The organism is Pantoea sp. YU22 (assembly GCF_003970755.1).
GTDB classification, from domain to species: domain Bacteria; phylum Pseudomonadota; class Gammaproteobacteria; order Enterobacterales; family Enterobacteriaceae; genus Pantoea; species Pantoea piersonii.
Genome location: NZ_RYDU01000017.1, coordinates 18,467 through 44,340 on the forward strand (window position 1 = coordinate 18,467; position 25,874 = coordinate 44,340).

Consider the following 25,874-nt stretch of genomic DNA (forward strand, 5'->3'; position numbering starts at 1 on the left):
GAGTTTCCCGATGACTATTCATGAATTTCAGCCAGCGATGGCTGCCCGCGCGGGAAGCGACCTGTTACTGGAAGTGAAGGATTTACGCGTGACTTTCCAGACCCATGATGGCGACGTCACGGCGGTCAACGACCTGAACTTTTCGCTGCGCGCCGGCGAAACCCTGGGCATCGTCGGCGAGTCGGGCTCCGGCAAGTCGCAGACGGCGTTCGCCCTGATGGGACTGCTGGCGAAAAACGGCCGCATCGGCGGCACCGCGCTGTTTAATGGCAAAGAGATCCTCAACCTGCCGGAAAAAGCGCTGAATAAATTGCGCGCCGAGCAGATTGCGATGATCTTTCAGGATCCGATGACCTCGCTTAATCCTTATATGCGCGTCGGCGATCAGCTGATGGAAGTGCTGAAGCTGCATAAAGGGATGAGTGGGGCGCAGGCCTTTGAAGAGTCGGTGCGCATGCTGGACGCGGTGAAAATGCCGGAAGCGCGCAAGCGCATGAAAATGTTCCCGCATGAGTTTTCCGGTGGGATGCGCCAGCGCGTAATGATCGCCATGGCGCTGCTCTGTCGGCCTAAGCTACTGATTGCCGATGAGCCGACTACGGCGCTCGACGTAACGGTTCAGGCGCAGATCATGACGCTGCTCAACGAGCTGAAGCGCGAGTTCAATACCGCGATTATTATGATTACCCACGACCTGGGCGTGGTCGCAGGCATCTGCGACAAGGTGCTGGTAATGTACGCCGGGCGCACCATGGAATATGGCCGCGCGCGCGACGTCTTTTACCAGCCGGCGCATCCCTATTCAATCGGCCTGTTGAGCGCGGTGCCGCGCCTGGACGCCGAAGGCGAAAGCCTGACCACCATTCCTGGCAACCCGCCAAACCTGCTGCGTCTGCCCCAGGGCTGCCCGTTCCAGCCGCGCTGTCCGCATGCGATGGATATCTGCACCCAGTCGCCGCCGCTGCTGCCGTTTGGTGAAGGGCGCCTGCGCGCCTGCTTTAAGCCGGTGGAGGAGTTAGTATGAGTACCGTCGCTGAGAAAAAAGTTCTGCTGGAAATCGCCGATCTCAAGGTGCATTTCGACATTAAAGATGGTCGTCAGTGGTTCTGGCAGCCGCCAAAATCCCTGAAGGCGGTGGATGGCGTCAGCCTGCGCCTTTATGAGGGCGAAACCCTGGGCGTGGTCGGCGAGTCCGGCTGCGGCAAATCGACGCTGGCGCGCGCGATTATCGGTCTGGTAAAGGCCACCGAGGGCCGCGTCGCCTGGCTGGGGCGCGATCTGCTCGGCCAGAGCGAAGAGGAGTGGCGTAAGGCACGCAGCGATATCCAGATGATCTTCCAGGATCCACTGGCGTCGCTTAACCCGCGTATGACCATCGGCGATATCATTGCCGAGCCGCTGCGTACCTATCATCCAAAGATGCCGCGTCAGGAAGTGAAAGACCGCGTCAAAAATATGATGATGAAAGTGGGTTTGTTGCCGAACCTGATTAACCGCTATCCGCATGAGTTTTCGGGCGGCCAGTGCCAGCGTATCGGCATCGCGCGCGCGCTGATCCTGGAGCCGAAGCTGATTATTTGCGACGAGCCGGTGTCAGCGCTCGACGTCTCGATTCAGGCGCAGGTGGTCAATCTGCTGCAGCAGCTGCAGCGCGAGATGGGGCTGTCGCTAATCTTTATCGCGCACGATCTGGCGGTAGTGAAGCATATCTCCGACCGCGTGCTGGTGATGTATCTTGGACATGCGGTAGAGCTGGGCACCTACGATGCGGTCTATAACAATCCGCAGCACCCTTATACGCGCGCGCTGATGTCGGCGGTGCCGATTCCCGATCCCGATCTGGAGAAGAACAAGCAGATTCAGCTGCTGGAAGGGGAGCTGCCGTCGCCGATCAATCCGCCGTCAGGCTGCGTGTTCCGTACCCGCTGCCCGATTGCCGGTCCGGAGTGCGCTAAAACGCGGCCGCTGCTCGAGGGGAGTTTCCGCCATGCGGTCTCCTGCCTGAAGGTGGATCCGCTGTAAACAAAACGCCGGGCAGGAGCCCGGCGTTTTATTGACTAATGTGTAACAGGGCCGTTCGCAAAAAGGCTTCGCTGCCGGAGCTGTCTGCGGCTTTCGGTCCCTGTTATTTGCTGTAGCAGTTTGTCGGGTCGCTTACTCGCGCCAGAGAATATGGCACAGCTTGTGATCTTTTTCGCGGCACAGCAGCACGCGCGCGAAAACATCGGTAATCGGCTCGCCGTCCGCCTCACCCAGCCCAATCACCACTTCAGAGAAGAAGTCCGGGTTGAGATCAAAATCGACATGCTCCTTCCAGTCTTCCGAAGGATCGAACAGCTCTGCGCCGCCGCGTTCTTCAAACTGCAGGTTGAAAAGAATAATATCCGCCGGATCGAGGTTGTCGCCTGCCAGTTCAAGAAAAATGTCGTAAGCCTGTTCCAGCGTTTCGTCTTCGGTAAGGCGATTATTTAAATCCATCATCGGTTCTGTCTGCCTGTGGCCGCGTTGCAATTTCCGCTCGTTTTACAGTAAAGGGCTAAAGAAGTAAAACAGTCGTTCAACAATGCGTTGCCACCAGGCACGTTTTGACCAGCGCTTTGCGTCCAGCAGGCGCGCTCGCGCGATATAATCATCCTGCACGCAGGCTAAATCACTGCCGAAGCCCGCATCATCCACAACCAGCGTGATTTCAAAATTGAGCCACAGGCTGCGCATATCCAGATTCACCGTCCCGACCAGGCTAAGCTGTCCATCCACTAGCACGCTCTTGGTGTGCAGCAAACCATCCTCAAACTGATAGATCCGGACGCCTGCCTCCAGCAGCTCGCTAAAAAAGGCGCGGCTCGCCCAGCCGACCAGCAGAGAATCATTATGGCGTGGCACGATAATACTCACTTCGACGCCGCGCAGCGCCGCGGTGCAGATGGCGTGCAGCAGGTCGTCGCTCGGCACGAAATAGGGCGTGGTCATAATCAGCTGCTCGCGTGCCGAATAGACGGCAGTCAGCAGCGCCTGGTGGATCATATCCTCCGGGAAGCCGGGCCCGGAGGCGATGACCTGCACGGTATGACCGCTTTCGCGCTCGAACGGCATGATATTACCGTCGGGCGGCGGCGGCAGAATACGTTTGCCGGTTTCGATCTCCCAGTCGCAGCTGTAGACGATGCCCATGGTGGTTGCGACCGGGCCTTCCATCCGCGCCATCAGATCGACCCACTGGCCGACGCCCGCGTCCTGCTTGAAAAAGCGCGGATCGACCAGATTCATGCTGCCGGTATAGGCGATGTAGTTATCAATCAGCACCACCTTGCGATGCTGACGCAGGTCCATTCGGCGCAGGAATACGCGCAGCAGGCTGACCTGCAGCGCTTCCACCACGTCGATGCCAGCATTGCGCATCATGCCCACCCAGGGGCTGCGGAAAAAGGTCACGCTACCTGCGGAGTCGAGCATCAGACGGCAGTGCACGCCGCGCCGCGAGGCCGCCATCAGGGACTCGGCCACCTCGTCCGCCAGCCCGCCGGGATGCCAGATATAAAAAACCATCTCAATATTGTGGCGCGCCAGCTGAATATCACGGATGAGCGCATGCATGACGTCATCCGAACTGGTGAGCAGCTGTAGCTGATTGCCTTTGACACCGGCGATCCCCTGGCGATTCTGGCAGAGCTGAAACAGTGAGCGTGCAACGTCGCTGTGCTCGGTGGCGAAAATATGGCTGCGCTGTCTAAGGTCGCTTAGCCACTTTGCCGTGGCGGGCCACATGGTGCGCGCCCGCTCCGCGCGGCGCTTGCCCAGATGCAATTCGCCAAAAGAGAGGTATGCAATGATGCCCACCAGAGGAATGATATAGATAATCAACAGCCAGGCCATGGCGGAAGTGACCGTACGGCGCTTCATCAAAATACGTAGCGTGACGCCGGCAATCAGCAACCAGTAGCCAAACAGCAGCAACCAGCTGATTAAAGTGTAAAAAGTGGTCATTAAGTGGACATCCCGTTCGCGCTTGGTCAGAGAAGTTTACGTGCTGACAGAGGACAACGAAACCCCCAATCGCCGCAGGAGTTCGATAAGAGATCCGAGTTGGCATTGGCGCGAAGATGTTTATAATGCGGCCGCGTGATGTCGAAGCAGGAGAGCAGGTGATGAGAAAGAGCAGAAATGAAGTGGCACGCTGGAGAATGTTGCGCCAGGTGCATCGCCGACGCGCCCGCTGGCTGGAAGGCCAGTCGCGTCGCTACAGTCGTATCCACGCGATTCGCCAGCAGCTGGCGCAGCAGCAGCGCCGTTCGATTCTGTTCATCACGCAGAATATCTGACCAGAGCCGCCGCAAGGGCGGCTTTTTTTATGTTGATTTGATACGCGCGGCGGATCGTGAAGTAAAGAGTCGGTATCCTGGCTTTTCAATATAGCGCTGCGAAAGCCATGCGACGAGAAGAGAGAGCGCCAGCGCGACCAGAAACTGCATAACGCCATGTACAGGCACTCTTCTGTCTACCATTCTCATAATAACGTTGTGGATCAGGTAGAGCGAATAAGAAATATCGCCAAGCCAAATCAAAAAGCGTGGCGTCAGCCGGGCCAGCAAATCGTCATTAATCGCTACCGACATCAGCAGCAGACACACTACCCCGCCAGAATAGGTAATGCCGTGCGCGACATGCGTGCGGTCCAGGATATGAAAGATAGTCCAGGCCACGCTTACGATAAGCATTAGTCGCCGAGTGAGCGTCGGTAAGCGCAGCAGCGCAGGCCATGCCAGTCCTACAGCCACACCGGCTGCAAACTCCCAGATAATGGGGTTAGTAATTAGATTAAGCATTCCGTAGCGGAAAGCATAACCCTGTGTTTCCAGCGACAAAGATTGCCCCTGTAACAGAGGAAAAAGAATTAGCGACGCTACCAGCAACGCAGCCAGCACTATCCAGCGATGACGCAGTAACAGGCTGAAGGCCATTAGCAAATAGAACCAGATCTCATAATTCAGCGTCCAGCGGATCCCGTAGAGACCTGAATCATCAACGTAAAAGGGGCCATTATCAGCACTAACCGTAGTAAACGTCAGGGCACTAATCAGGTTGTCGAGTTTATCCTGATAGTGCAAAAGACTCATGCCACCACCCAGCGCAAAACTCAGTAAAAGCAGGAAATAATAAGCAGGCAATAAACGCAGCAGGCGACGCTGAATAAAGCGCCATGCGACTTGCGGTCCGGTAGACATACGCGCAACAGATAGCGTAATGACAAAACCGCTGAGAGCAAAGAAAAGATCCACGCCGATAGCGCCCCAGCCGAACAGACGATCGCCTGCTCCTGGAAACTGCATATTAATGGTGTAGCGATAGTGAAAGGCCAGAACAGCAAGCGCAGCGATGCCCCGCAATGCCTGAACAGAATTTATCTGTTTATTTTCCATACGTCATACGCGCCAGAGGGCTAAAAGGAGGCGCAGTATAACGGTAATTGAGGGAATTCTTAATGTTGTAAGGAGGCTTTCTTTACGAAAGGTTGACGTTTCTGCTCAGTGTGGTCGACTGACCAGCACCAGATTCACCAGCTGCGCCGCCGCGGCGATAACGATCAGCATCACAATCAAGTGTTTTTTCTGCTTCCAGCCGTGACGACGCCAGAGCAGCAGCGCGCTGGCAATCAGAACCAGGACCAGCGCCAGCAGCGCAATAACCAGCCATTGCATAGCGGTGACTCCGTTAGCGAAATAAAAATGGCTTCGGCGCGGACGCGGAAGCCATCAGGACAGAACCGGGCGAACAGTCAGAAAACGCGTTTGAACGGTTTTACCGAGACGTTTTTATAGACGCCAGCCGCGATATAGGGATCGGCTTCCGCCCAGGCCTGCGCGGCTTCCAGCGAGCTGAACTCCGCGATGATAGCTGAGCCGGTAAAACCTGCGACGCCCGGATCGTTGCTGTCGACGGCCGGCATTGGACCGGCGACGATCAAACGGCCTTCATCCTGCAGCAGCTGCAGGCGCGCCAGGTGGGCAGGGCGCACAGAGGTGCGTTTTTCCAGAGAATCAGCGTTATCTTCGGCGTAGATGATGTACAGCACTTGAAAGCCCCCATTGGCTCATCATATTTTCGCAACACGGTAAGGGATCGTAAATAAGAGTGCAAACGAAAGATGGCGTAATGTATGAGGTGGAGCAGGTTAGTTTAAAAAACAGCAATATCTGACCATTTTTCAGCAGTTATTGAAACTGATTGCTATTTGCATTTAAAATCGTTGCTTCATTCTTTGACTGCGACTGCTATGACCACGTTGACAATGCCCATTCATAAACGTACGCCTGTTTCCGTGCTGCTCTCTGTTGTCCTGCACGGTGCAGTAATTGCCGGCATTCTCTATGCCTCGTTTCATCAGGTTATCAACGTACCCAAGGTATCGCAGCCGATCAGCGTCAGTCTGGTCGCGCCGGAAGTGCAGCCTGAACCCGCGCCTGTGGTAAAGCAGCCGCAGGCGGAACCGGAACCCCAGCCTGAGCCGGAGCCGGAACCTCAGCCGGTACCGGAACCGCCTAAGGCCGAGCCGGTGCCGATTCCTGTGCCGCAACCTAAGCCGAAGCCGAAACCCAAGCCCAAACCTAAGGTCGAGCACAAGCGCGAGGTGAAACCGCGTCAGGAGGCGAAGCCGCAGGAGAATCCATTTAATCAGGACGCGCCCGCTACGCAGACGAAACCGACGACCGCGCCGAAATCGAACCCGTCGCCGACGCAGTCAGTTTCGCAGGGGCCTAAGGCGATCAGCGTCTCGAAGCCGGGATATCCCACGCGCGCGCTGGCGCTGCGCATTGAAGGACGGGTGCAGGTGCAGTTTGACGTAGGCGCTGACGGAAGGGTGGAAAATGTCACTATTCTTTCCGCCCAGCCGCGCAATATGTTCGAGCGCGAGGTTAAACAGGCGATGAAGCAGTGGCGCTATCAGCCTGGCCGTCCCGGTAAAAACCTGAAGATGAATATCGTCTTCAAGATCAACGGCGGCACCAGCATCGAATAAAAAAAGCGGTCCTCTGACCGCTTTTACCTTACTCCGCCGGTTCGAGATTCGCGCGTCCCGGCGGCAGCGGGCGCGATTTACCTTCACTATCCACGGCGACATAGATAAACACCGCTTCGGTGGCACAGTAGGTCTGACCGATAGGTTCGGAAGAGACCTTCTTGATCCATACCTCTACATTGATGGTCATCGAACTGTTACCGGTGCGTATACAGCGCGCGTGACAGCTCACCACATCGCCAACCGCCACCGGCTTCAGAAACGACATGCCGTCAACGCGCACGGTAACGACGCGTCCTTCGGCAATCTCTTTCGCCAGAATGGCGCCGCCCATATCCATCTGCGACATCAGCCAGCCGCCGAAAATATCGCCATTGGCGTTGGTGTCCGCCGGCATCGCCAGGGTACGCAACACCATTTCGCCTTGCGGCAACTTATGTCTTTCGCCCATTGCTCAACTTCTTATGCAGGTGAAGGCGCGCTGCGCCCGTCATGCCCGGTCTGGCCGGGCCTCGTTTATTTTTCTTCTTGTTGCGGCATCTGTCGCCAGATGTAGAGCCCGCTAAGCAGGGTAAACAGCAGAGTCAGCGCGGTCAGACCGAATACTTTAAAGTTAACCCAAAAGGCTTCGGGCAACCAAAACGCCACATAAATATTCGCCAGGCCGCAGGCAAGGAAAAAGATCGCCCAGGCGACGTTAAGGCGGCGCCAGGTGATTTCCGGCAGCTTAATCTCTTTGCCCAGCAGGCTTTTGATCAACGGCTGCGCCATAAAGAACTGGCTGTAGAGCAGCGCGAGCGCGAACAGACTGTAGATGACGGTAACTTTCCATTTAATAAATTCATCATTATGGAAAACCAGCGTCAGGGTGCCGAATATCGCCACCAGCGCGAAGGTGAAAATGGTCATCTTCTCCAGCTTGCGATAGAGCACCCAGCTCGCCACCAGCGCCAGGCCGGTAGCGACAATCAGCGCGCCGGAGGCGACAAAAATGTCGTAAAGCTTATAGAAAATAAAGAAGACCACTAAAGGAAGGAAATCGAGTAACTGCTTCATAGTCATTCCAGTTCAGCTAAAACAGTAAAAAGCCGCGCGCCCGAAGGGGCGCTGCGGGCTTAACGGACCAGCATATAAAGCCGGAAAAGATAGATAACCAATAGCGCGGAGATGAGGTTGCCGATAGCGGTTATCGTAACGGCCAGCACGTTATCCGGCAGCGCCGTCAGCGAGGAGGAGGCGAACAGCAGCACCATTTTCGCCAGCAGCCAGAGAATAATCGCTGGAGCGATCAGCTTAACGTTTTTCCATGCCAGCCGGCAGCTGCCGCGCATCGCAGCCAGAATGCCGCTTTTTTCGTTCGCCAGGATAACCGGCGAGAGCGACAGCAGTATCGCCAGAATAATGCCCGGCACCATCACTACCATAAAGCCCAGCTGCACCACCAGGGTAATCAAAAATGTCTGCAGCAGCAGCTTCGGCAGCAGCGGCGCAGCGGCGCCGATAGCGCGCAGCGCGCTGACGCGATGTCCGGCGGAAACCATCGGGATCAGGCAGAGCATGCCGCCTAGCAACAGCGTATTGCCGATCAATGCCGAGAAGGTGCCGGCCGCAGAGGCGCGCAGCAGGATACGCTGCTGATCTGGCGACATATTCTGCACCAGTTCAAACAGCGAAGAGGCGCTGGTATCGCCCTGCTGGAGCTGGGCCAGCTGATCGCCGCCCGGGGTAAAAGCGTGCACCAGAATGACCGTGATGAAGGCCGTCAGTAACGACATCAGCACGATGGTCAGCAGCTGGTGGCGGAAAAAATTTCCTGTGTCACGGTATAACGAGCTTGCCGTGATAGACATGTACACTCCTTGGTGGAACCGGGTTGATTAACCCGGCGATTGTACATGGTCTGGCCCGAAGCTGGCACCCGCAGCGAGATAACTTTCTGTCATGGAAGGTAAAGAAGGGTGAAAAAGCGGCGGCAGGCCATAGCGCGCGCGGGCGCGATCGCAGGCTTCATTATGGATGCCGTTTTCGCCCGACATGGCGAACTCGCGGCAGGGCGAAGGACGCTGCTCATAGATACCGCAGGAGACGCAGCCGCCAGGCTCGCCCTGCAGCGCCACACAGCGCGGTTCGCGCGCGTTGGTGCCGCGCATATTGCGCATCAGCAGGCTTAAGGGTTCAGTGAGTTCAGTCGGGACGATGCCACCGGCGTCATCGGCTTCGGCCCAGTAAAAAGAGACGCGGAAGTGGGCGCAGCAGGCGCCGCAGGTCATGCAAGGGTTGGAATTATCGCTCATTTGATCGCCCGCCACTCCTGAGGCATCGAACCAAAATCAACACGGAGAAAAATCAAAATAATCACGCCGATGAATTTCTTCAAGCAAAATTTCAGGTGAGTCCTCCCCGCCAAAATTGATCTGAATCAATCCATTGTTTTTTAAGCGCTTTATTGCAGTTGATTCAGGTGCATTTTTTGTTAAATCGCGTTAGAACGTTGCCCACAACGTCACACCATAATTCCCTACGTTTATTTTGTGCAAAGGAGCGATCATGAAACTGACAAAATGCGCTTTATTACTGGCAATGGCTTTACCGCAACTGGCACTGGCTCATGAAGCGGGTGATTTCTTTATGCGCGCGGGCAGCGCGACGGTTCGTCCTACCGAAGGCTCCGACAATGTCCTGGGTATGGGCGGCTTTGACGTCAGCAACAATACCCAGCTCGGCCTGACCTTTACCTATATGGCGACCGACAATATCGGCGTCGAACTGCTGGCCGCGACGCCGTTCCGCCACAAGGTGGGGCTTGCCGCCACCGGTACGCTGGCGACAGTGCGTCAGCTGCCGCCGACCCTGATGGCGCAATATTATTTCTTCGACAGCCGCAGCAAAGTACGTCCTTACATTGGCGTTGGCGTTAACTACACCACGTTTTACGATGCCGATTTCAACCAGACCGGCCGCGATGCCGGACTGAGCGACCTCAGCGTGAAAGATTCATGGGGTGTGGCTGGACAGGTCGGCCTCGACTACCAGATCAACCGTGACTGGATGCTGAACGCCTCGCTCTGGTATATGGATATCGATACGGAAGTGAAGTTTAAGGCGAACGGACAGAAACAAAATATTGATACGCGCATCGACCCCTGGGTCTTCTTTTTCGGCGCGGGTTACCGCTTCTGATAAAAAAAGGCCGCGAATCGCTCGCGGCCTTTTGCTTTTCTGCGTTATTTAATCTGCATATTGTTCACAACAGACTTCACGCCTTTTACGGTACGCGTCACTTCTACCGCGTGGCTGGCCATCTGCGGCGAGCTGACGAAGCCGCTGAGCTGCACACGGCCCTTAAAGGTTTCAACGTTGATCTCACGCGACTTAAGCTGATCGTCATTCAGCAGCTCTGCTTTGACTTTGGTCGTGATCACCGTATCGTCAATATAACCGCCGGTGCCTTCCTGCTTTGCGGTAGGCGCACAGGCGCTCAGCGTCAGCGCGACTACAACGGCGGCCAGTGCGCCTGCAAGGACTTTAAACAGTTTCATTGCTTCTCTCCCTGTCTCAAACAAGATGCGTCGTTCCCATAACGGCGCAAAACAAGTGTGGGTGGGAAAAACGAAAGCGGCAACGTTGGAATGTAAAAAAGAGTGAAAAATCATGCCCCATCCGCAGACAGGGCATGAAATGTTCAGCGGGTGGCCGCTTTAAGGCTGCTGACGAACGCGGTCAGCTTCGCCAGCATCTCTTCCGGCTGCGCATGATACTGCTCGATAATTTTCACAATAGCCGAGCCGGAGATGGCGCCCGCCGCGCCCGCGCCGATCGCCTCTTTAACCTGCGCCGGTTCGGAGATGCCGAATCCCTGCAGCGGCGGTGCGGCGTTATATTCGCACAGTTTGTCGATCAGGCGCTGCAGCGGCAGGCTGCTGGCGCGATTTTCCGCGCCGGTCACGCCCGCGCGCGACAGCAGATAGGTGTAGCCGCGGCCGTGAGAGGCGACTTCGCGCAGCAGTTCATCGCTGGCGTTGGGCGGACAGATAAAGATCGGCGCGATGCCATGACGCAGCGCTGCCTGACGGAAAGGCGCCGACTCTTCGACCGGCACATCCGCCACCAGCACCGAATCCACGCCCGCCTCGGCGCAGCGCGCATAGAAGGCGTCGATGCCGTTGGTGAACACCAGGTTGGCGTACATCAGCAGGCCGATGGGCAGATCGGGATATTTCTGGCGCACGCTGCTAAGTATCTCGAAGCACTGCGCGGTAGTGGTGCCGGACGCGAAGGCGCGCAGGGTGGCGTTCTGAATCGTCGGGCCGTCCGCCAGCGGATCGGAGAAGGGGATGCCCAGTTCCAGCGCGTCCGCGCCGCCTGCGACCAGCGCGTCAATAACCTTCAGCGACAGCGCCGGCGAGGGATCGCCCAGCGTGACGAAGGGAACGAACGCGCCTTCTTTGCTGGCCTGTAAACGCTTAAACAGCTGTTGATAACGCTCCATCAGATTTCTCCCTGCGCAGTCAGAATATCGTGAACGGTAAAGATGTCTTTATCGCCGCGGCCCGAAAGGTTCACCACCAGCAGCTGCTCTTTCTCCGGGTTCTCGCGGATCATCTTCAGCGCGTGGGCCAGGGCGTGCGAGGACTCCAGCGCCGGGATAATGCCTTCCGCACGACAGAGTTCTTTAAAGGCGGACAGCGCTTCATTATCGGTAATCGACACGTAGTCGGCGCGGCCGATGCTGTTGAGATGCGCGTGCTGCGGGCCGACGGAGGGAAAATCGAGCCCGGCAGAGATAGAGTAGGACTCTTCGATCTGGCCCTCTTCGGTCTGCATCATCGGCGCTTTCATACCGAAATAGATACCGACGCGGCCATGCTTGAGCGGCGCGCCGTGCTCGCCGGTCTCAATGCCGTGCCCGGCCGGTTCGACACCGATCAGGCCGACGCTTTCATCCATAAGAAAGTCGGCGAACATGCCGATCGCGTTAGATCCGCCACCGACGCAGGCGATAACCGCATCCGGCAAGCGACCCTCTTTTTCCAGAATCTGCGCTTTGGTCTCTTCGCCGATCATGCGCTGGAACTCGCGCACAATGGTCGGATAGGGGTGCGGACCCGCTGCGGTGCCGAGCATATAGTGCGCGGTTTCATAGCTGCCGGACCAGTCGCGCAGCGCCTCGTTACAGGCATCTTTCAGCGTCGCGGAGCCGCTGTGCACCGGGATCACTTCCGCGCCCATCAGACGCATACGGAAGACGTTTGGCGACTGACGCTCAACATCTTTCGCGCCCATATAGATGCGGCACTTCATACCGAGCAGCGCGCACGCCAGCGCCGAAGCGACGCCATGCTGGCCTGCGCCGGTTTCCGCAATGATTTCGCTCTTGCCCATGCGCTTCGCCAGCAGCGCCTGACCCAGTACCTGATTGGTTTTGTGCGCGCCGCCATGCAGCAGATCTTCGCGCTTAAGATAAAGGCGGGTTTTGGTGCCTTTTGTCAGGTTGCTGCAGAGCGTCAGCGCCGTCGGGCGTCCCGCATAGTTTTTCAGCAGGTCATTAAATTCCGCCTGAAAAGCGGGATCTTTCTGCGCCTCGACAAAGGCCGCTTCCAGCTGTTGCAGCGCCGGCATCAGGATCTGCGGCACATACATGCCGCCAAAGTCGCCAAAATAGGGGTTCAGTAGTGTCATGGTTTCATCTTCCTTATGGGCCCGCCGCAGCGGACCTGACAAATCAGTAGGCGCGAAGCGTGCGGAAAACCGCCGCGATTTTGCTGGCATCTTTAATGCCGGGCGCGCTTTCCACGCCGGAGTTGAAGTCAAGGCCCGCGCAGCCGAGGCGTGCCGCTTCCACGCAGTTATCCGCGCTCAGGCCACCGGCAAGCAGCACGTTGCTTAACTCCTGGTCCTTCAGCAGCGACCAGTCGAAGCGTGCGCCGCTGCCACCGTTGCCGTTGTCGAAGACGTAGCGGTCAACGTGCGGCCAGTCGCGCGCGGGCAGCGCGTTTTGAATGCTCAGGGCTTTCCAGATAGCGATCCCGGCGGGCAGCGCGGCGCGCAGTTCCGCCACATACGCCTGGTCTTCGTCGCCGTGCAGCTGGACAGCGTTGAGATTCAGTGTGGTCGCTTTTGTGACAACGTCACCGATAGGTGCATTGCGGAACACGCCTGCATAGCGCAGCGGCGCGCCAGCCATTACCTGCTGCGCCTGCGGCACATCGATTCGGCGCGGGGATCCTTCGGCGAAAATCAGACCGCCGTAAAGCGCGCCCGCTTCAAAGGCTGCCCGCGCCTCTTCCGCTCGCGTCAGACCGCATACTTTATTGTCGCCCAGCAGCACGCGGCGCACCGCGCCCGCCAGATCCGGCTCTTCCATCAGCGCCGAGCCAATCAGGAAGCCGTTAGCGAAACGGCTCAGCTCGCGCACCTGCGCATAGTTATGAATGCCGGATTCGCTGATAACGGTCACGCCGTGCGACAGGCGGGACGCCAGCTGACGCGTGCGGTTAAGATCGATCGACATATCGCGCAGATCGCGGTTATTAATGCCGACGACTTTCGCCTCCAGCGCAATGGCGCGCTCCAGCTCCGCTTCGTTGCTGACCTCAGTCAGTATGCCCATGTTCAGGCTGTGCGCCACGGCGGCCAGCTGACGATACTCGCTGTCATTCAGTACCGACAGCATCAGCAGAATGGCGTCAGCCTGGTAGTGACGCGCCAGATAGATTTGGTACGGATCGATAATGAAATCTTTGCACAGCACCGGTTGCGTGAGCGCCGCGCTGACAATCGGCAGAAAATCGAAGCTGCCCTGGAAATATTTTTCATCGGTCAGCACCGAGACGGCGGAGGCGTAGTGACGATAAATGCCTGCAATCGTCGCCGGATCGAAATCTTCGCGGATCAGCCCTTTGGAAGGAGACGCCTTTTTGCACTCAAGAATAAAAACGGTGCGGGCGCCCTGCAGGGCATCATAAAAGTTGCGGGATGCGGGCTGTACGTCATTCTGAAAGGACGCCAGCGGCTGCTGCGCCTTGCGCGCGTCTACCCACTGCGCTTTATCCTGAACAATCTTCTCTAAAATCGTGCCTTGCATGGTTATCCTCTCGCTGCCAGAGCGACAACGCGCTCGTAGGCCTGTCCGCTGTGGATAGCCTGTCGCGCACGCTGCGCGTTTTCGCGCAAATCTTCATGACCGAATACTTTTAACAACATCGCCACGTTGACGGCAACCGCTTCCTCATGGGCCTGCTGGCCATTACCCTGAAGTAAACGGGTAAGAATGTCACGGTTTTCTTCGGGCGTGCCGCCAGCCAGCGCCTCCTTGGGATGGAAGCCGAAACCGAAGTCTTCCGGGGTCAGCTGATAGCGGGTGATTTCGCCGTCGCGCAGTTCGGCGACGTGGGTTTCGCTGTGCAGCGCCACCTCGTCCATACCCCCGCCGTGCACCACCGCGGCGCGCTGGTAGCCCAGCACTTTCAGCGTCTGGGCGATCGGCAGCACCAGTTCGGGACTGTAGACGCCGATAACCGCCAGCGGCGGTCGCGCCGGGTTAATCAGCGGGCCAAGCACGTTGAACAGCGTGCGCGTTTTCAGCTGCTGACGCACCGGCATCGCATGACGAAAGCCGGTGTGATACTGCGGCGCGAACAGGAAGCAGACGTTGAGATCGTCCAGTGCCGCGCGCGCCCGCTCAGCGGGCATATCCAGGCTGATGCCGAACGCCGCCAGCAGATCGGAGGAGCCCGACTTGCTGGATACGCTGCGGTTGCCGTGCTTCGCCACTTTCAGCCCGCAGGTCGCAGCGACAAAGGCGCTGGCGGTAGAGATATTAATGCTGTTGCTGCCGTCGCCGCCGGTGCCGACGATATCAGCAAAGGCGTAGCTGGGGCGTGGGAAGGGTCTGGCATCTTCCAGCAGCGCGCTGGCCGCGCCAGCGATCTCCTGCGGCGATTCGCCGCGCACCTTCATGGCGATCAGCGCGGCGGCGAGTTGGGTGGGCTCCAGCTGGCCGGTAATAATGGCGCTGAAGAGCTGATGGCTCTCGCCCTGCGTCAACGTCTGCGCCTGATAAAGTTTTTCCAGGATGGCATGCATGTTCATTCTCCCTGTGATGTCGCCAGCGCCCAGGCCAGCGTCTGCTCCAGCAGACGGGCGCCCTGAGTGGTCAGGATGGATTCAGGATGGAACTGGAAGCCGCAGACGCGATCGGCGTCGTGGCGTACTGCCATTACCATGCCGTTGTAGCTGGCGTTAACCGTCAGCTCCGCAGGCGTATTGCTGCCCACCAGCGAGTGATAGCGCGCCACCGGCAGGGGATTGCTCAGCCCGGCGAACATCGCTTCTCCGTCGTGAGTAATAGCGGAAGCTTTGCCGTGCAGGATTTCGCCCGCCTGGCCGACGTGACCGCCATAGGCTTCGATAATCGCCTGATGGCCCAGGCAGATGCCGATGATCGGCAGGCGTCCGCGCAGGGTTTGCAGCAGCTCCGGCATACAGCCTGCGTCTTTCGGCGCGCCAGGGCCCGGCGAAAGCATCAGCACGGGGTTCTCCATACGCTGCAGGCGTTCAGCCAGCAGCGCCGCCGGGACGTTGTTGCGGTAGATCACCACGTTGTGGCCGAAGGATCGCAGCTGATCAACGAGGTTGTAGGTAAAAGAGTCGATGTTATCGAGCAGCAGGATATCGGCCATCAGAAAATCTCCTTGCAGTGATGGGCGGTCGCGATAGCGCGCAGAACGGCGCGGGCTTTATTGCGGCTTTCGTCCGCTTCCGCCTGCGGATCAGAGTCGAGCACTACGCCAGCGCCGGCCTGCACCGTGGCGATGCCATCTTCTACCCAGGCCGAGCGGATCACGATGCAGGTGTCGAGATCGCCGTGCGCGGTGAAGTACCCGACCGCGCCGCCGTAGCTGCCGCGTCGCGTGCCTTCCGCCGCGGCGATCAGTTGCATGGCGCGTACTTTCGGCGCGCCGCTCAGCGTGCCCATATTCATGCAGGCGCGGTAGGCGTGCAGCACGTCGAGGTCTTCGCGCAGCGTGCCGATCACGCGGGAGACCAGATGCATCACGAAAGAGTAGCGGTCGACCTTGGTCAGATCGGCGACATAGCGGCTGCCCGGCACGCAGATACGCGCCAGATCGTTGCGCGCCAGATCTACCAGCATCAGGTGTTCTGCCAGCTCTTTATGGTCGGTGCGCATCTCCAGCTCAATACGGCTGTCGAGATCCCGGTCCAGCGAGCCGTCAGCGTGGCGACCGCGCGGGCGCGTGCCGGCAATCGGGTAGATTTCGATCTGACGCGTGACGGCGTCGTACTTCAGCGAACTTTCCGGCGAGGCACCGAACAGCGCGAAATCGCGATCCTGCATAAAAAACATATAGGGGCTGGGATTGCTGTTCTTCAGCGTCTCATAGGCGGCGAGCGGCGATGGGCAGGGCAGCGAGAAGCGGCGCGACGGCACCACCTGGAAAATCTCGCCAAGGCGAATCGCTTCCTGCATCTGGCGCACGGTATCGCAATAGGCTTCGTCGCTCTGGCTGACGCTCAGCGTCATCTGCTCGACCGTCTGAACCGGCAGCGCAGGCGCGGGCTGCAGCATCTGGCCGTGCAGCTGTTCGATGCGGCTCTGCAGACGCTGGAATTCGCTGGTAGACGGGCAGAACAGGCTTGCCTGCAGCGTGGCGCTGCGCGTCTGATGATCGAGCATCAGCAGGGTCTCTGCCAGGTAAAAGCAGTAGTCAGGGCAGCGCTGCTGATTCTTCAGCGCGGGCAGTTCTTCAAATCCCGCTACCAGGTCATAGGCGAACAGGCCGCCGAGCAGCATCGCTTCGCGTTCGTCAGCGGGCGAGTTTACCAGGTGAGGGATCAGGCGCAGCGCGTCGAAAACCGACAGCGCCTGCAGGCGGGAGTCCTCATCCTGCACGGCGTCAACGGAAGGGAAATGCAGTTCGCGGCCATCCGGACGCGCCTCGATATTGACACTGTCGGGCAGCGCGGCATCCAGCAGCGGCAGCAGCGCGCGGCCATTTTCGGACAGGGCCTGCACCGTCACGCAGGATCCCAGCGCGCTGACGCGTAGGGCGCTGTCGACAATCAGCAGGCTTTTCAGGTTACGTTTGCTGTCAATATCCGCCGACTCGAGCAGCAGAGTTGCCGGACGTGCGCCGCATAACTGGTGAAACACTGCGGCCGGATCTTCGCGGTAGGGCGCGGTGCCGGTAATCAACTTCAATGTAGGTTTCGCATTTGGCATGGTGGTCTCTCTGAAATTCGCCTAAAAAAAAGCCCGCTTTAAGCGGGCTCGGGTCTCTGCACTGCGTTACGCAAGGCGTGCCAGACGTTGCCCGTTATGGGAAACATCGCGCCACCAGCCTGCAGAAAGCATAAAAATCGTCGCCATGAGAAAAGACCCGTTTAGTTGTGAACTTGTGTACTAGTTAACGGGTTCAGCGGATAAAAGTCAATACGCTTTTTCACCTGAGCATAAAATCGTTATCATGCTGGCCGCTTCAACGTGCAGCAGGAGTGCCATTTGAACGAGATTGCCCGTTTCCCTCTTTATGATTTACACAGCCATACGCGCGCTTCCGATGGGCTGCTGACGCCGGAAGCGCTGGTGCAGCGCGCCGTTACTATGCGCGTCGGCGTACTGGCCATTACTGACCATGACAGCGTGGCTGGCGTTGCAGCGGCGCAGCGCGCCGTCGCTGAGCAGGCGCTGCCGCTGAAAGTGCTGGCGGGGGTGGAAGCCTCGACGCTGTGGGAAAATCATGAAATCCATATTGTCGGGCTGAACATCGATATCAGCCACCCGGCAATAACTACTTTTCTGGCGGAGCAAGCCCGCTGCCGTCAGGAACGGGCGGAGCTGATCGCCGAACGGCTGGAAAAGGCGCGCATCCCTGACGCGCTGGCTGGTGCGGCCCGACTGGCCGATGGCGGTGTGATTACGCGCGGCCACTTTGCCCGTTTTCTCATTGAGCAGGGAAAAGCCGACACGATAGCACAGGTTTTCAAAAGCTATCTGGCGCGCGGCAAAACCGGCTATGTTCCGCCGCAATGGTGTACAATTAAACAAGCTATTGATGCTATTCACCATTCTGGCGGCTGTGCGGTGCTGGCGCACCCTGGCCGCTACGGTTTGTCGGCAAAATGGCTGAAGCGTCTGATCGCGCATTTCCGCGAAGCGGGCGGCGACGCCATGGAGGTGGCGCAGTGTCAACAGGCGCCAAATGAACGAACGCAGCTGGCGCAATACGCCCGTGATTACGATCTGGCTGCGTCGCAAGGTTCCGATTTTCATCAACCCTGCCCGTGGATTGAGCTGGGCCGCAAACTCTGGCTTCCGGCTGGCGTTGAGCCAGTATGGGAGCGTTTCCCGGCGCTGGCGCCCGCAGGCTCTGACGCGGACAGGTGATAAGAGGTTTTTTATGAGTCAACTTTTTCACATTCACCCGGAAAACCCGCAGCCGCGTCTGGTTTCTCAGGCCGTCGACTATCTTAATAAGGGTGGCGTCATCGTCTATCCCACCGATTCTGGCTATGCGCTGGGCTGTCGTCTGGAAGAGAAAAATGCGCTGGAGCGCATTTGCCGCATTCGTCAGCTGGATGGCAACCATAACTTTACGCTGATGTGCCGCGATCTGTCGGAAATCTCCAACTATTCGCAGGTTGATAACAGCGCCTTTCGTCTGCTGAAAAACAATACGCCAGGCAGCTATACCTTTATTCTGAAGGCGACCAAGGTGGTGCCGCGTCGTCTGATGAATGACAAGCGGAAAACTATCGGGCTGCGCGTGCCGTCCAACCCGATTGCGCTGGCGCTGCTGGAAGCGCTTAACGAGCCGATGATGTCGACCTCGCTGATCCTGCCGGGCAACGATTTTACCGAATCGGATCCGGAAGAGATCCAGCACAGCATCGGCAAGCTGGTCGATTTGATTATTGACGGGGGCACGCTGGGACAGCAGCCGACAACGGTTGTCGATCTCACCAGCGATGCACCCCTGATAGCGCGCGAAGGTTCAGGCGATATCCGGCCTTTCCTGTAACAGTCTGGTCAGGTGCCGCTCTGCGCCGCCTGACCAATATTCTGTTTCAGCCAGTTTTGAAAATCTGAATAGGGGATATAGAGCGACACATCTTTTAAAACGATTTTGCCGCTGCGGTTGCTTTTTATCTCGTCGCTGAATCCGACAATAACCCCGCCCAGCGTATTATCCGCATTATAAACCGCGCCGCCCGACATCCCTTTTACCACGCCCGCATTTGACGCCATCGCCATACAGGGTTTTTTATTCCAGCTGTTACGAATAGCGGTGCGCGCTAAATTAGTGCCCGAAGACTCAACCGGCATGGCGGATATAAAACTATAACCGTACATTTTTACCGGGTCGCCGATGTCGCTGCTACGGAATTTAGCCAGCGTGGTCGCGTCGTTTTTGTGGTAAATGATCGCCAGATCGCAATAGGGGTGGTAAGCCTTTACGCGCTGTACGGCGAATTTCGCCACGTGCGCTGCCGTCAGGCTATATTCAGGCGTAATGGGAATGCTGCTGCCTAGCGTGCCAAGCCCGAGAATCGTAGGAATGCCGGTGAAACTCATGTCCACATGCTGCATTGCCGTACGGCTGTATTCGGTATGGCCCACAGAGCAACCGCTCAGAGCCAGCGCAGCAAACGCCGGCCATAAGAACAGTTTTCTCATGGTGATTATCTTTATGCTGGCATGTCGGAAAATCCCTGGTGAAGGCTTTTGACATGCAATTTAAGACTCATCATTGAGCCGTATTAACGCTGCATTTCCGGTAGCGCCGGTTTATTTTTAAAGAAACGGCAAAAGTTAGTTAAAGGCTTGTTAATAACTTCCGGTCGGGCAACAACTTAAGATTAATAATGCGAAAGTTATTTTTTGCGTTTCTGGCTCTGATTGTACTTATAAATTATCAACAGACAATCGATTAAGATTAATCCTAAAAAGAAATGCAGGGAAATAGGGTGCTAATTCAATCTCTGGTTTTAAAAATGGGATTAAAGTGCGTTAGCTATATTAATATTGCGATTTATCCTCGAAATATAGAATGATTCACTACCACGCTGCGCATTACCAGATGAAAAAAGCAGTGAAAAAGCGAATTAAGCTTAACGCACTTTTAACTGTTTCATTTACCTGATGAATCCTCTGTGTGCTCGATATATTAGCCGTGCAAACCAGATCTGATAATAAGAAAAAAGCATTTTCGCTTCAGTGGGTTGGTCACGAAGCCGCGCTGATAGCCTGACGGCAGCGGATTAATGATTGCCGTCCACGAAGACGGCAACAGGGAGAAAAAGAGGAGAGTTAACGTCGTCGCCAGCTGTGATACTCCTCGCCGCGCCGTCCTGGCGCGGTCTCGGGCAAACGAATCAGACCCACCAGAGACATAACGCCGAGCACGCCGATATAGATCGCCAGGCCATACCAGTGGCCATTCGTAACCTGTAAAATTTTCACAGCGGCCAGACCGAGAAGGCCGCTGCCGATTAACGAGCCAATTTGCCAAATCACGGCAATGCCGCTGCAGCGAATATGGGTTGGAAACAGCTCCGGAAACCACGAGGCCTGAGGCGCGTAACACATACTGTGACCGAGCGTCAGCGCCACGATCATAGCGATCTGGGTCAGCCAGTAGCTGTTTTGCTGCAGAGCGAGGAAAAAGGGCACGATTGACAGCACAATCAGCAGCGCGCCCAGCAGGTAGACAGGTTTCCGGCCGATGCGGTCAGAAAGCGCGCCCATCAGCGGAATAGCGAAGATTTCCAGAATGACGGCGACAATCATGCTGTCCATCAGGATATTACTGTCGAGCTGATTAGCTTTAGCCCAGGCCAGAATAATCACGGTGAACAGGGCAAAGGCGCAGGCTTCAATCAGCTTCGCCGCTACGCCGTTGATTACCAGCCCGGGATAAGCCTGAATTACCTCTTTCAGCGGGCGCGATTCTGCAGCTTTGGTCGCGCGGATCTCTGCGAAAACCGGCGACTCGTCAATTCGCAGCCGGATAAACAGACCAACGATTACCAGCAGGGCGCTCAGCAAAAAAGGGACGCGCCAGCCCCAGCTCATCATCTGATCTGCAGTCAGGAACGCATTCAGAAGGGCGAACAGCGCCAGCGGCAGCAGAAAGCCGGCCGGCGCGCCCGTCTGTACCCAGCTGGCGAAGTAACCTCTCCGCGCGGGCTGGGCATACTCCGCCGTCATCAGCACCGCGCCAGCCTGCTCGCCGCCGACGCCGAATCCCTGCAGCAGGCGGATAACGATTAACGAGACCGGCGCCCAGATACCAAGGGTGGCGTAGGTCGGCAACAGACCGATGCAGAAGGTGCCAAGGCCGACAATCAGAATAGTGGCGACCAGCGCTTTTTTACGTCCCACCTTATCGCCGATATGGCCAAAAATAATCCCGCCAACCGGACGCGCCAGAAACCCGACAGCATAAGTGGCGAAGGCGGCCAGCGTACTGACCAGCGGATTATCGCTCGGGAAGAAGAGGTGGCCAAAGAAGAGTACCGCTGCGGTTCCATAGGCGAAGAAATCATAATATTCCGCTGCGGTGCCGATAGCCGATGCGCTGGCGACCCGGCGTATGACCCGATGGCTGTGAGCGGTTTCAACGGTTGCGCCAGCAGATGGCGTGGATACAGAGGTCATAAAGGTCTCCCGTTTGTCAGAGGCTTATCTACCATACAAGTCTGCAAACTCTTTCGTTGCGAAGATGATCACAGATGTTAAACAGGGGACATGTGGAGGAGAGGCGACGCTAAAAGCCGTCATCGTCGCCTTTATACGCCGTAAAACAGCTGCGCTGCTATTCTGATAAAGCAGGTTACAAATCAGTAAATTAAAGGTATAATGGGCGGAACATCATAACTTAAGTTATTGATTTTAAAGAAGTTTAACCCAAATGACGCCTGGGAAGGCGACAGTGAGGCCGCTATGAGCGAAAAGTTACAGAAAGTCCTGGCACGTGCAGGCCACGGTTCCCGTCGTGAAATCGAAGCAAAAATCGCCGCTGGTCGCGTCAGTATCGACGGCAAACTCGCCACGCTGGGCGACCGCATTGAAAACGATAAATCCCTGAAAATCCGCATCGATGGCCATCTGGTTTCTATCGCCGAGTCGGCGACAGAAGTATGCCGCGTGCTTGCCTATTACAAGCCTGAAGGCGAACTCTGTACCCGAAGCGATCCGGAAGGTCGCCCAACGGTATTCGATCGCCTGCCGCGCCTGCGCGGCTCCCGCTGGATTGCGGTAGGGCGTCTGGACGTTAATACCTGCGGCCTGCTGCTGTTCACCACCGATGGCGAACTGGCGAACCGCCTGATGCATCCAAGCCGTGAAGTTGAGCGCGAATATGCCGTGCGCGTGTTTGGTCAGGTGGACGATGATAAAATTCGTCAGCTGAGCAAAGGCGTACAGCTGGAAGATGGCCCGGCAGCCTTTAAAACGCTGCGCTTCGCCGGCGGCGAAGGGGTGAACCAGTGGTATAACGTCACCCTGACAGAAGGACGCAACCGTGAAGTGCGTCGTCTGTGGGAAGCGGTCGGCGTGCAGGTCAGCCGCCTGATGCGCGTGCGCTATGGCGATATCCATCTGCCGAAAGGTTTGCCGCGCGGCGGCTGGATGGAAATGGATCTGGCGGCGGTTAACTATCTGCGCTCGCTGGTCGGCATGGATGACGAGACGGTCACCAAGCTGGCGGTTGAGAAAGATCGCCGTCGCACCAAGGCGAATCAAATTCGTCGTGCGGTCAAGCGCCACACGCAGGTCAGCGGCAACGGCCGACGCAGCAACGGCGGCGGCAGCAAACGCGGCTAATAAATAACGCAGCTCTCGGGCTGCGTTTTTTTTACCAGTCGATGCCTTGCTGCGCCTGAATACCCGCATCGAAGGCGTGCTTAACTGGCCGCATTTCAGTTACGGTGTCCGCCATCTCCACCAGCGCGCGATGGCAGCCGCGTCCAGTCAGGATGACGCTCTGATGCGCCGGACGCTCACGAAGCGCGCGCTCCAGCTCTTCCAGCGGCAGATAATCCATGCTCACCATATAGGTGATCTCATCCAGTAGCACCAGATCGAGACGCTCGTCCGACAGCATGCGCCTGGCGTGCTGCCATACCGCAAGGCAGGCGGCCGTATCGGTCTCACGATTTTGCGTCTCCCAGGTAAAGCCAGTAGACATGACCTGAAATTCCACCCCGTGCTGCGACAGCAGGTTGCGCTCGCCGTTAGGCCATTCCCCTTTGATAAACTGGATCACGCCCACCCTTTTATCATGCCCGACGGCGCGCAGCGCGGTGCCGAAGGCGGCGGTGGTTTTGCCTTTACCATTGCCGGTAAAGACCATCAGGATACCGCGCGTTTCCGTTGCCGCGGCGATGCGTGCATCAACCTGCTCTTTCAGCCGCTGCTGGCGCTGCTGGTGGCGATCGTCGCTCATTACTCTGCGGCTCCGGGTTTGCGGCCGGGCTGCGCGTCGAAGCTGACGCCTGTTTTACGGCGGCTGTCGTCGCCCATGACATAAAGGTAGAGCGGCATCAGGTCGGCTGGCGTTTTCAGCTTACCGGCATCTTCCTGCGGGAAGGCCGAGGCGCGCATTTTGGTGCGCGTGCCGCCTGGGTTGATGCAGTTAACGCGCAGCGACTGGTTTTTATACTCATCCGCCAGCACCTGCATCATCCCTTCGGTCGCGAACTTCGAAACGGCATAGGCGCCCCAGCCTGCGCGACCGGTGCGTCCCACGCTGGAGGTAGTGAACACCAGCGAACCCGCGCTCGATTTCAGCAGCAGCGGCAGCAAGGCCTGCGTCAGGAAGAAGGTGGCGTCAAGATTGATCTTCATCACCTCTTGCCAGATTTGCGGATCCAGCTCGGCCAGCGGCACGATTTCGCCCAGAATGCCGGCGTTGTGCAGCACGCCATCGAGGCGCGGGAACTGCTGCGCCAGCTGGTCAGCCAGCTGGCGACAGGCATCCGGGGTCGCCTGCGCCAGATCGAACACCACGCAGTGCGCCGGACGCAGGCCCAGCTGGCCGATCGCCTGCTGGGTCTGCTCCAGACGCGCCAGATTGCGGCCAAGCAGAATGACTTCCGCGCCGTAGCGCGCATAGGTAATGGCGGCTTCGCGGCCGATGCCGTCTGAGGCGCCGGTGACAAGAATGATGCGGTTTTGCAGCAGGTCGCTTTTCGGTTGATAGTGCACGGCGATTTCCTTGAGCGCTAAACGGGTTTTTGGCTTTATGCCTTAATTCGCCGTAGGGCGCAATCATCCACAGGCGCTTTCTGTGCCGGGCGCTGGCATTTCAGGCGACGCGCGGCGCTAAACCCGGTAAACTCTCTGATTAGTGCTAATTCTCTGTTTAATAAGGCGGCAGAATGGATTTACTCTCCAGTTATGGATTATTTCTGGCCAAAGCGGTGACGGTTGTTGTAGCCGTCGGCGCCGTCGTGGCGATTATTGTGAACGCGGCGCTGCGCAAGCGCGGCCAGGCGGCCGGGCAGCTCCGGCTGACGCATCTGGGCGATGATTATCAGCAAATGAAGGAAGATCTGCAGCTGGCTAAAATGAAGCCGCAGGTACAGAAAGTGTGGCTGAAGCAGCATAAAAAAGCGGAAAAGCAGAAGGCGAAAGCGGAGAAGCGCGCCGCGAAGCAAGGCGTTGCTGAGCATCAGAAACCGACGCTTTACGTTATTGATTTTAAGGGCAGCATGGACGCCAGCGAAGTGACGGCGCTGCGCGAAGAAGTTTCCGCCGTACTGGCGGTAGCGGAAAAGGGCGATGAAGTGCTGCTGCGGCTGGAGAGCCCAGGCGGCGTAGTGCATGGCTACGGCCTGGCGGCGTCGCAGCTGCAGCGCCTGCGCGATCGCGGCCTGCGCCTGACAGCGGCGGTCGACAAGGTGGCCGCCAGCGGCGGCTATATGATGGCCTGCGTGGCGGATCGCATCGTGGCTGCGCCCTTCGCCATTCTCGGCTCTATCGGCGTCGTGGCGCAAATCCCTAACTTCAATCGTCTGCTCAAGCGTAATGACATCGATGTCGAACTGCACACCGCAGGGCAGTACAAACGCACCCTGACGCTGTTTGGTGAAAATACCGACGAAGGCCGTGAGAAGTTTCAGGAAGATCTCAACGAAACGCATGTGCTGTTCAAAGAGTTCGTACACCAGATGCGCCCAACGCTGGATATCGACAAAGTGGCGACAGGCGAGCACTGGTATGGCCGACAGGCGCTCGACTTAAAGCTTATTGACGATATCAGCACCAGCGACGAGCTGATCATCAGCCAGATGGATCTGTTTAACGTGCTGGGCGTGCACTATGCGCGCCGCCGCAAAATGATCGACCGCGTCACTCACAGCGCCGGCTCGGTAGCGGAGCGCCTGCTGATGAAGTGGTGGCAGCGCGGCGAAAAGCCGCTGCTGTAAAGGGCGTCCGCGCGCTTGCGATAAACGAACCCGGCTTACGCCGGGTTTTTTATGCCAGGTGGTAGCGTGACGAGAGCGTCAGCGCCAGATATTTAAACACGTTAAACACCGCCGTGGTCTTCGCCGTCGGCAGCCCCTCGTCATCGAGGAAAAAGGGACCGCGGAAGACCAGAACGTCTCCTTGCTGAATCACGTCGTCTGCTTCAAGCCCGGCGAAATAATCATCATGTTCCCGAATGAGCGCATTGGCTTTTTCCAGTAGCGCCTGGCGTGAAATGGCCTGAGTATTCTTCTGCATTGAATAGCGCCTTTTTGACATGCACAAAATCCTTTCTATATTACTTGCCAAAACCGCTGCGCGGCAAATCAGCAAAAAGCGCGAAAATCTGGCGCAAAAATCAACTGA

The 25,874-nt window shown here is 57.5% G+C and carries 28 protein-coding genes and 1 pseudogene; 9 read left to right on the top strand and 20 right to left on the bottom strand.

Annotation, left to right across the window (positions count from 1 at the left end):
• Positions 1-10: 10 nt before the first annotated feature.
• Together EKL29_RS18830 and oppF are read left to right on the top strand one after the other, a co-directional pair.
• Entirely contained in the window at positions 11-1,024 is a 1,014-nt protein-coding gene (locus EKL29_RS18830) for an ABC transporter ATP-binding protein (protein WP_120454020.1), read from the top strand.
• Complete coding sequence (gene oppF, locus EKL29_RS18835) at positions 1,021-2,022, top strand: murein tripeptide/oligopeptide ABC transporter ATP binding protein OppF (protein WP_120454023.1); 1,002 nt, start codon at positions 1,021-1,023, stop codon at positions 2,020-2,022. Before EKL29_RS18830 ends, oppF begins: the two co-directional genes overlap by 4 nt.
• Before the next feature lie 132 nt (positions 2,023-2,154).
• On the opposite strand, the gene EKL29_RS18840 is transcribed toward oppF, so the two are convergent.
• Positions 2,155-2,478: an HI1450 family dsDNA-mimic protein gene (locus EKL29_RS18840; protein ID WP_033746744.1), complete on the bottom strand. Its 324-nt coding sequence runs from the start codon at positions 2,476-2,478 to the stop codon at positions 2,155-2,157.
• A 45-nt stretch (positions 2,479-2,523) separates the two neighbouring features.
• Positions 2,524-3,984, bottom strand: coding sequence for a cardiolipin synthase (gene cls / locus EKL29_RS18845; protein WP_120454025.1), 1,461 nt, complete (start codon positions 3,982-3,984; stop codon positions 2,524-2,526).
• Between the two features lie 161 nt (positions 3,985-4,145).
• On the opposite strand from cls, the gene EKL29_RS18850 reads away from it, so the two are divergent.
• Positions 4,146-4,319 carry a YciY family protein gene (locus EKL29_RS18850; RefSeq protein ID WP_126690423.1) on the top strand — a complete coding sequence of 58 codons (174 nt, stop codon included), beginning with the start codon at positions 4,146-4,148 and terminating at the stop codon, positions 4,317-4,319.
• Positions 4,320-4,346: 27 nt separating this feature from the next.
• On the opposite strand, the gene EKL29_RS18855 is transcribed toward EKL29_RS18850, so the two are convergent.
• The 3 genes from EKL29_RS18855 to EKL29_RS18860 form a co-directional block, all read right to left on the bottom strand.
• Positions 4,347-5,417 (bottom strand): acyltransferase, encoded by a 1,071-nt coding sequence (locus EKL29_RS18855; RefSeq protein ID WP_126690424.1) that lies wholly within the window; start codon positions 5,415-5,417, stop codon positions 4,347-4,349.
• Positions 5,418-5,522: 105 nt separating this feature from the next.
• Positions 5,523-5,696 (bottom strand): hypothetical protein, encoded by a 174-nt coding sequence (locus EKL29_RS23390; RefSeq protein WP_311779043.1) that lies wholly within the window; start codon positions 5,694-5,696, stop codon positions 5,523-5,525.
• Positions 5,697-5,773: 77 nt separating this feature from the next.
• Complete coding sequence (locus EKL29_RS18860; protein ID WP_120454027.1) at positions 5,774-6,070, bottom strand: YciI family protein; 297 nt, start codon at positions 6,068-6,070, stop codon at positions 5,774-5,776.
• Between the two features lie 201 nt (positions 6,071-6,271).
• Between EKL29_RS18860 and tonB the strand changes: the two genes are divergently transcribed.
• Complete coding sequence (gene tonB, locus EKL29_RS18865; protein ID WP_120454029.1) at positions 6,272-7,015, top strand: TonB system transport protein TonB; 744 nt, start codon at positions 6,272-6,274, stop codon at positions 7,013-7,015.
• A gap of 28 nt (positions 7,016-7,043) precedes the next feature.
• Here the strand turns inward: tonB and yciA are convergent, their stop codons facing one another.
• The 4 genes from yciA to EKL29_RS18885 all read right to left on the bottom strand — a co-directional run bounded on the left by yciA (position 7,044) and on the right by EKL29_RS18885 (position 9,309).
• On the bottom strand, positions 7,044-7,466 hold the full coding sequence (gene yciA, locus EKL29_RS18870; protein ID WP_103795988.1) for an acyl-CoA thioester hydrolase YciA: 423 nt from the start codon (positions 7,464-7,466) through the stop codon (positions 7,044-7,046).
• Between the two features lie 65 nt (positions 7,467-7,531).
• Positions 7,532-8,071: a septation protein A gene (locus tag EKL29_RS18875; RefSeq protein ID WP_120454031.1), complete on the bottom strand. Its 540-nt coding sequence runs from the start codon at positions 8,069-8,071 to the stop codon at positions 7,532-7,534.
• Positions 8,072-8,130: 59 nt separating this feature from the next.
• On the bottom strand, positions 8,131-8,865 hold the full coding sequence (locus tag EKL29_RS18880) for a YciC family protein (RefSeq protein WP_120454033.1): 735 nt from the start codon (positions 8,863-8,865) through the stop codon (positions 8,131-8,133).
• 27 nt (positions 8,866-8,892) lie between these two features.
• Entirely contained in the window at positions 8,893-9,309 is a 417-nt protein-coding gene (locus tag EKL29_RS18885; protein ID WP_126690425.1) for a YkgJ family cysteine cluster protein, read from the bottom strand.
• Positions 9,310-9,562: 253 nt separating this feature from the next.
• On the opposite strand from EKL29_RS18885, the gene ompW reads away from it, so the two are divergent.
• The gene (gene ompW / locus EKL29_RS18890) at positions 9,563-10,195 is read left to right on the top strand and encodes an outer membrane protein OmpW (protein ID WP_126690426.1); all 633 of its coding nucleotides are present in this window, start codon (positions 9,563-9,565) and stop codon (positions 10,193-10,195) included.
• A 44-nt stretch (positions 10,196-10,239) separates the two neighbouring features.
• Here ompW and EKL29_RS18895 read toward each other — a convergent pair whose 3' ends face one another.
• From EKL29_RS18895 to EKL29_RS18925, 6 genes and pseudogenes are all read right to left on the bottom strand, one after another.
• Positions 10,240-10,554: a BON domain-containing protein gene (locus EKL29_RS18895; protein WP_126690427.1), complete on the bottom strand. Its 315-nt coding sequence runs from the start codon at positions 10,552-10,554 to the stop codon at positions 10,240-10,242.
• Between the two features lie 143 nt (positions 10,555-10,697).
• The gene (gene trpA, locus EKL29_RS18900; RefSeq protein ID WP_126690428.1) at positions 10,698-11,504 is read right to left on the bottom strand and encodes a tryptophan synthase subunit alpha; all 807 of its coding nucleotides are present in this window, start codon (positions 11,502-11,504) and stop codon (positions 10,698-10,700) included.
• The gene (gene trpB, locus EKL29_RS18905; RefSeq protein WP_126690429.1) at positions 11,504-12,694 is read right to left on the bottom strand and encodes a tryptophan synthase subunit beta; all 1,191 of its coding nucleotides are present in this window, start codon (positions 12,692-12,694) and stop codon (positions 11,504-11,506) included. The genes trpA and trpB overlap by 1 nt, the downstream gene beginning before the upstream one ends.
• A gap of 43 nt (positions 12,695-12,737) precedes the next feature.
• Positions 12,738-14,099, bottom strand: coding sequence for a bifunctional indole-3-glycerol-phosphate synthase TrpC/phosphoribosylanthranilate isomerase TrpF (gene trpCF / locus EKL29_RS18910; RefSeq protein WP_311779044.1), 1,362 nt, complete (start codon positions 14,097-14,099; stop codon positions 12,738-12,740).
• Between the two features lie 2 nt (positions 14,100-14,101).
• Positions 14,102-15,696: pseudogene (gene trpD / locus EKL29_RS23395) on the bottom strand (bifunctional anthranilate synthase glutamate amidotransferase component TrpG/anthranilate phosphoribosyltransferase TrpD).
• The gene (locus EKL29_RS18925) at positions 15,696-17,258 is read right to left on the bottom strand and encodes an anthranilate synthase component 1 (protein WP_126690433.1); all 1,563 of its coding nucleotides are present in this window, start codon (positions 17,256-17,258) and stop codon (positions 15,696-15,698) included. Before EKL29_RS18925 ends, trpD begins: the two are co-directional and overlap by 1 nt.
• Before the next feature lie 279 nt (positions 17,259-17,537).
• Between EKL29_RS18925 and rnm the strand changes: the two genes are divergently transcribed.
• Positions 17,538-18,422, top strand: coding sequence for an RNase RNM (gene rnm / locus EKL29_RS18930; RefSeq protein WP_126690434.1), 885 nt, complete (start codon positions 17,538-17,540; stop codon positions 18,420-18,422).
• A 13-nt stretch (positions 18,423-18,435) separates the two neighbouring features.
• On the top strand, positions 18,436-19,056 hold the full coding sequence (locus tag EKL29_RS18935) for an L-threonylcarbamoyladenylate synthase (protein ID WP_120454055.1): 621 nt from the start codon (positions 18,436-18,438) through the stop codon (positions 19,054-19,056).
• A gap of 8 nt (positions 19,057-19,064) precedes the next feature.
• Here the strand turns inward: EKL29_RS18935 and EKL29_RS18940 are convergent, their stop codons facing one another.
• Complete coding sequence (locus EKL29_RS18940; RefSeq protein ID WP_126690435.1) at positions 19,065-19,712, bottom strand: trypsin-like peptidase domain-containing protein; 648 nt, start codon at positions 19,710-19,712, stop codon at positions 19,065-19,067.
• A gap of 633 nt (positions 19,713-20,345) precedes the next feature.
• On the bottom strand, positions 20,346-21,695 hold the full coding sequence (locus tag EKL29_RS18945) for an MFS transporter (protein WP_126690436.1): 1,350 nt from the start codon (positions 21,693-21,695) through the stop codon (positions 20,346-20,348).
• Between the two features lie 285 nt (positions 21,696-21,980).
• Here EKL29_RS18945 and rluB point away from each other — a divergent pair, with 285 nt between their 5' ends.
• Positions 21,981-22,862, top strand: coding sequence for a 23S rRNA pseudouridine(2605) synthase RluB (gene rluB, locus EKL29_RS18950; protein ID WP_126690437.1), 882 nt, complete (start codon positions 21,981-21,983; stop codon positions 22,860-22,862).
• 31 nt (positions 22,863-22,893) lie between these two features.
• Here the strand turns inward: rluB and cobO are convergent, their stop codons facing one another.
• Positions 22,894-23,484 carry a cob(I)yrinic acid a,c-diamide adenosyltransferase gene (gene cobO / locus EKL29_RS18955; RefSeq protein ID WP_126690438.1) on the bottom strand — a complete coding sequence of 197 codons (591 nt, stop codon included), beginning with the start codon at positions 23,482-23,484 and terminating at the stop codon, positions 22,894-22,896.
• Positions 23,484-24,245, bottom strand: coding sequence for a YciK family oxidoreductase (locus EKL29_RS18960; RefSeq protein ID WP_126690439.1), 762 nt, complete (start codon positions 24,243-24,245; stop codon positions 23,484-23,486). The genes cobO and EKL29_RS18960 overlap by 1 nt, the downstream gene beginning before the upstream one ends.
• Positions 24,246-24,418: 173 nt before the next feature.
• Here EKL29_RS18960 and sohB point away from each other — a divergent pair, with 173 nt between their 5' ends.
• Positions 24,419-25,468 (top strand): protease SohB, encoded by a 1,050-nt coding sequence (gene sohB / locus EKL29_RS18965; protein ID WP_126690440.1) that lies wholly within the window; start codon positions 24,419-24,421, stop codon positions 25,466-25,468.
• Positions 25,469-25,517: 49 nt separating this feature from the next.
• Here sohB and EKL29_RS18970 read toward each other — a convergent pair whose 3' ends face one another.
• Complete coding sequence (locus EKL29_RS18970; protein ID WP_120454067.1) at positions 25,518-25,766, bottom strand: YciN family protein; 249 nt, start codon at positions 25,764-25,766, stop codon at positions 25,518-25,520.
• Positions 25,767-25,874 lie beyond the last annotated feature (108 nt).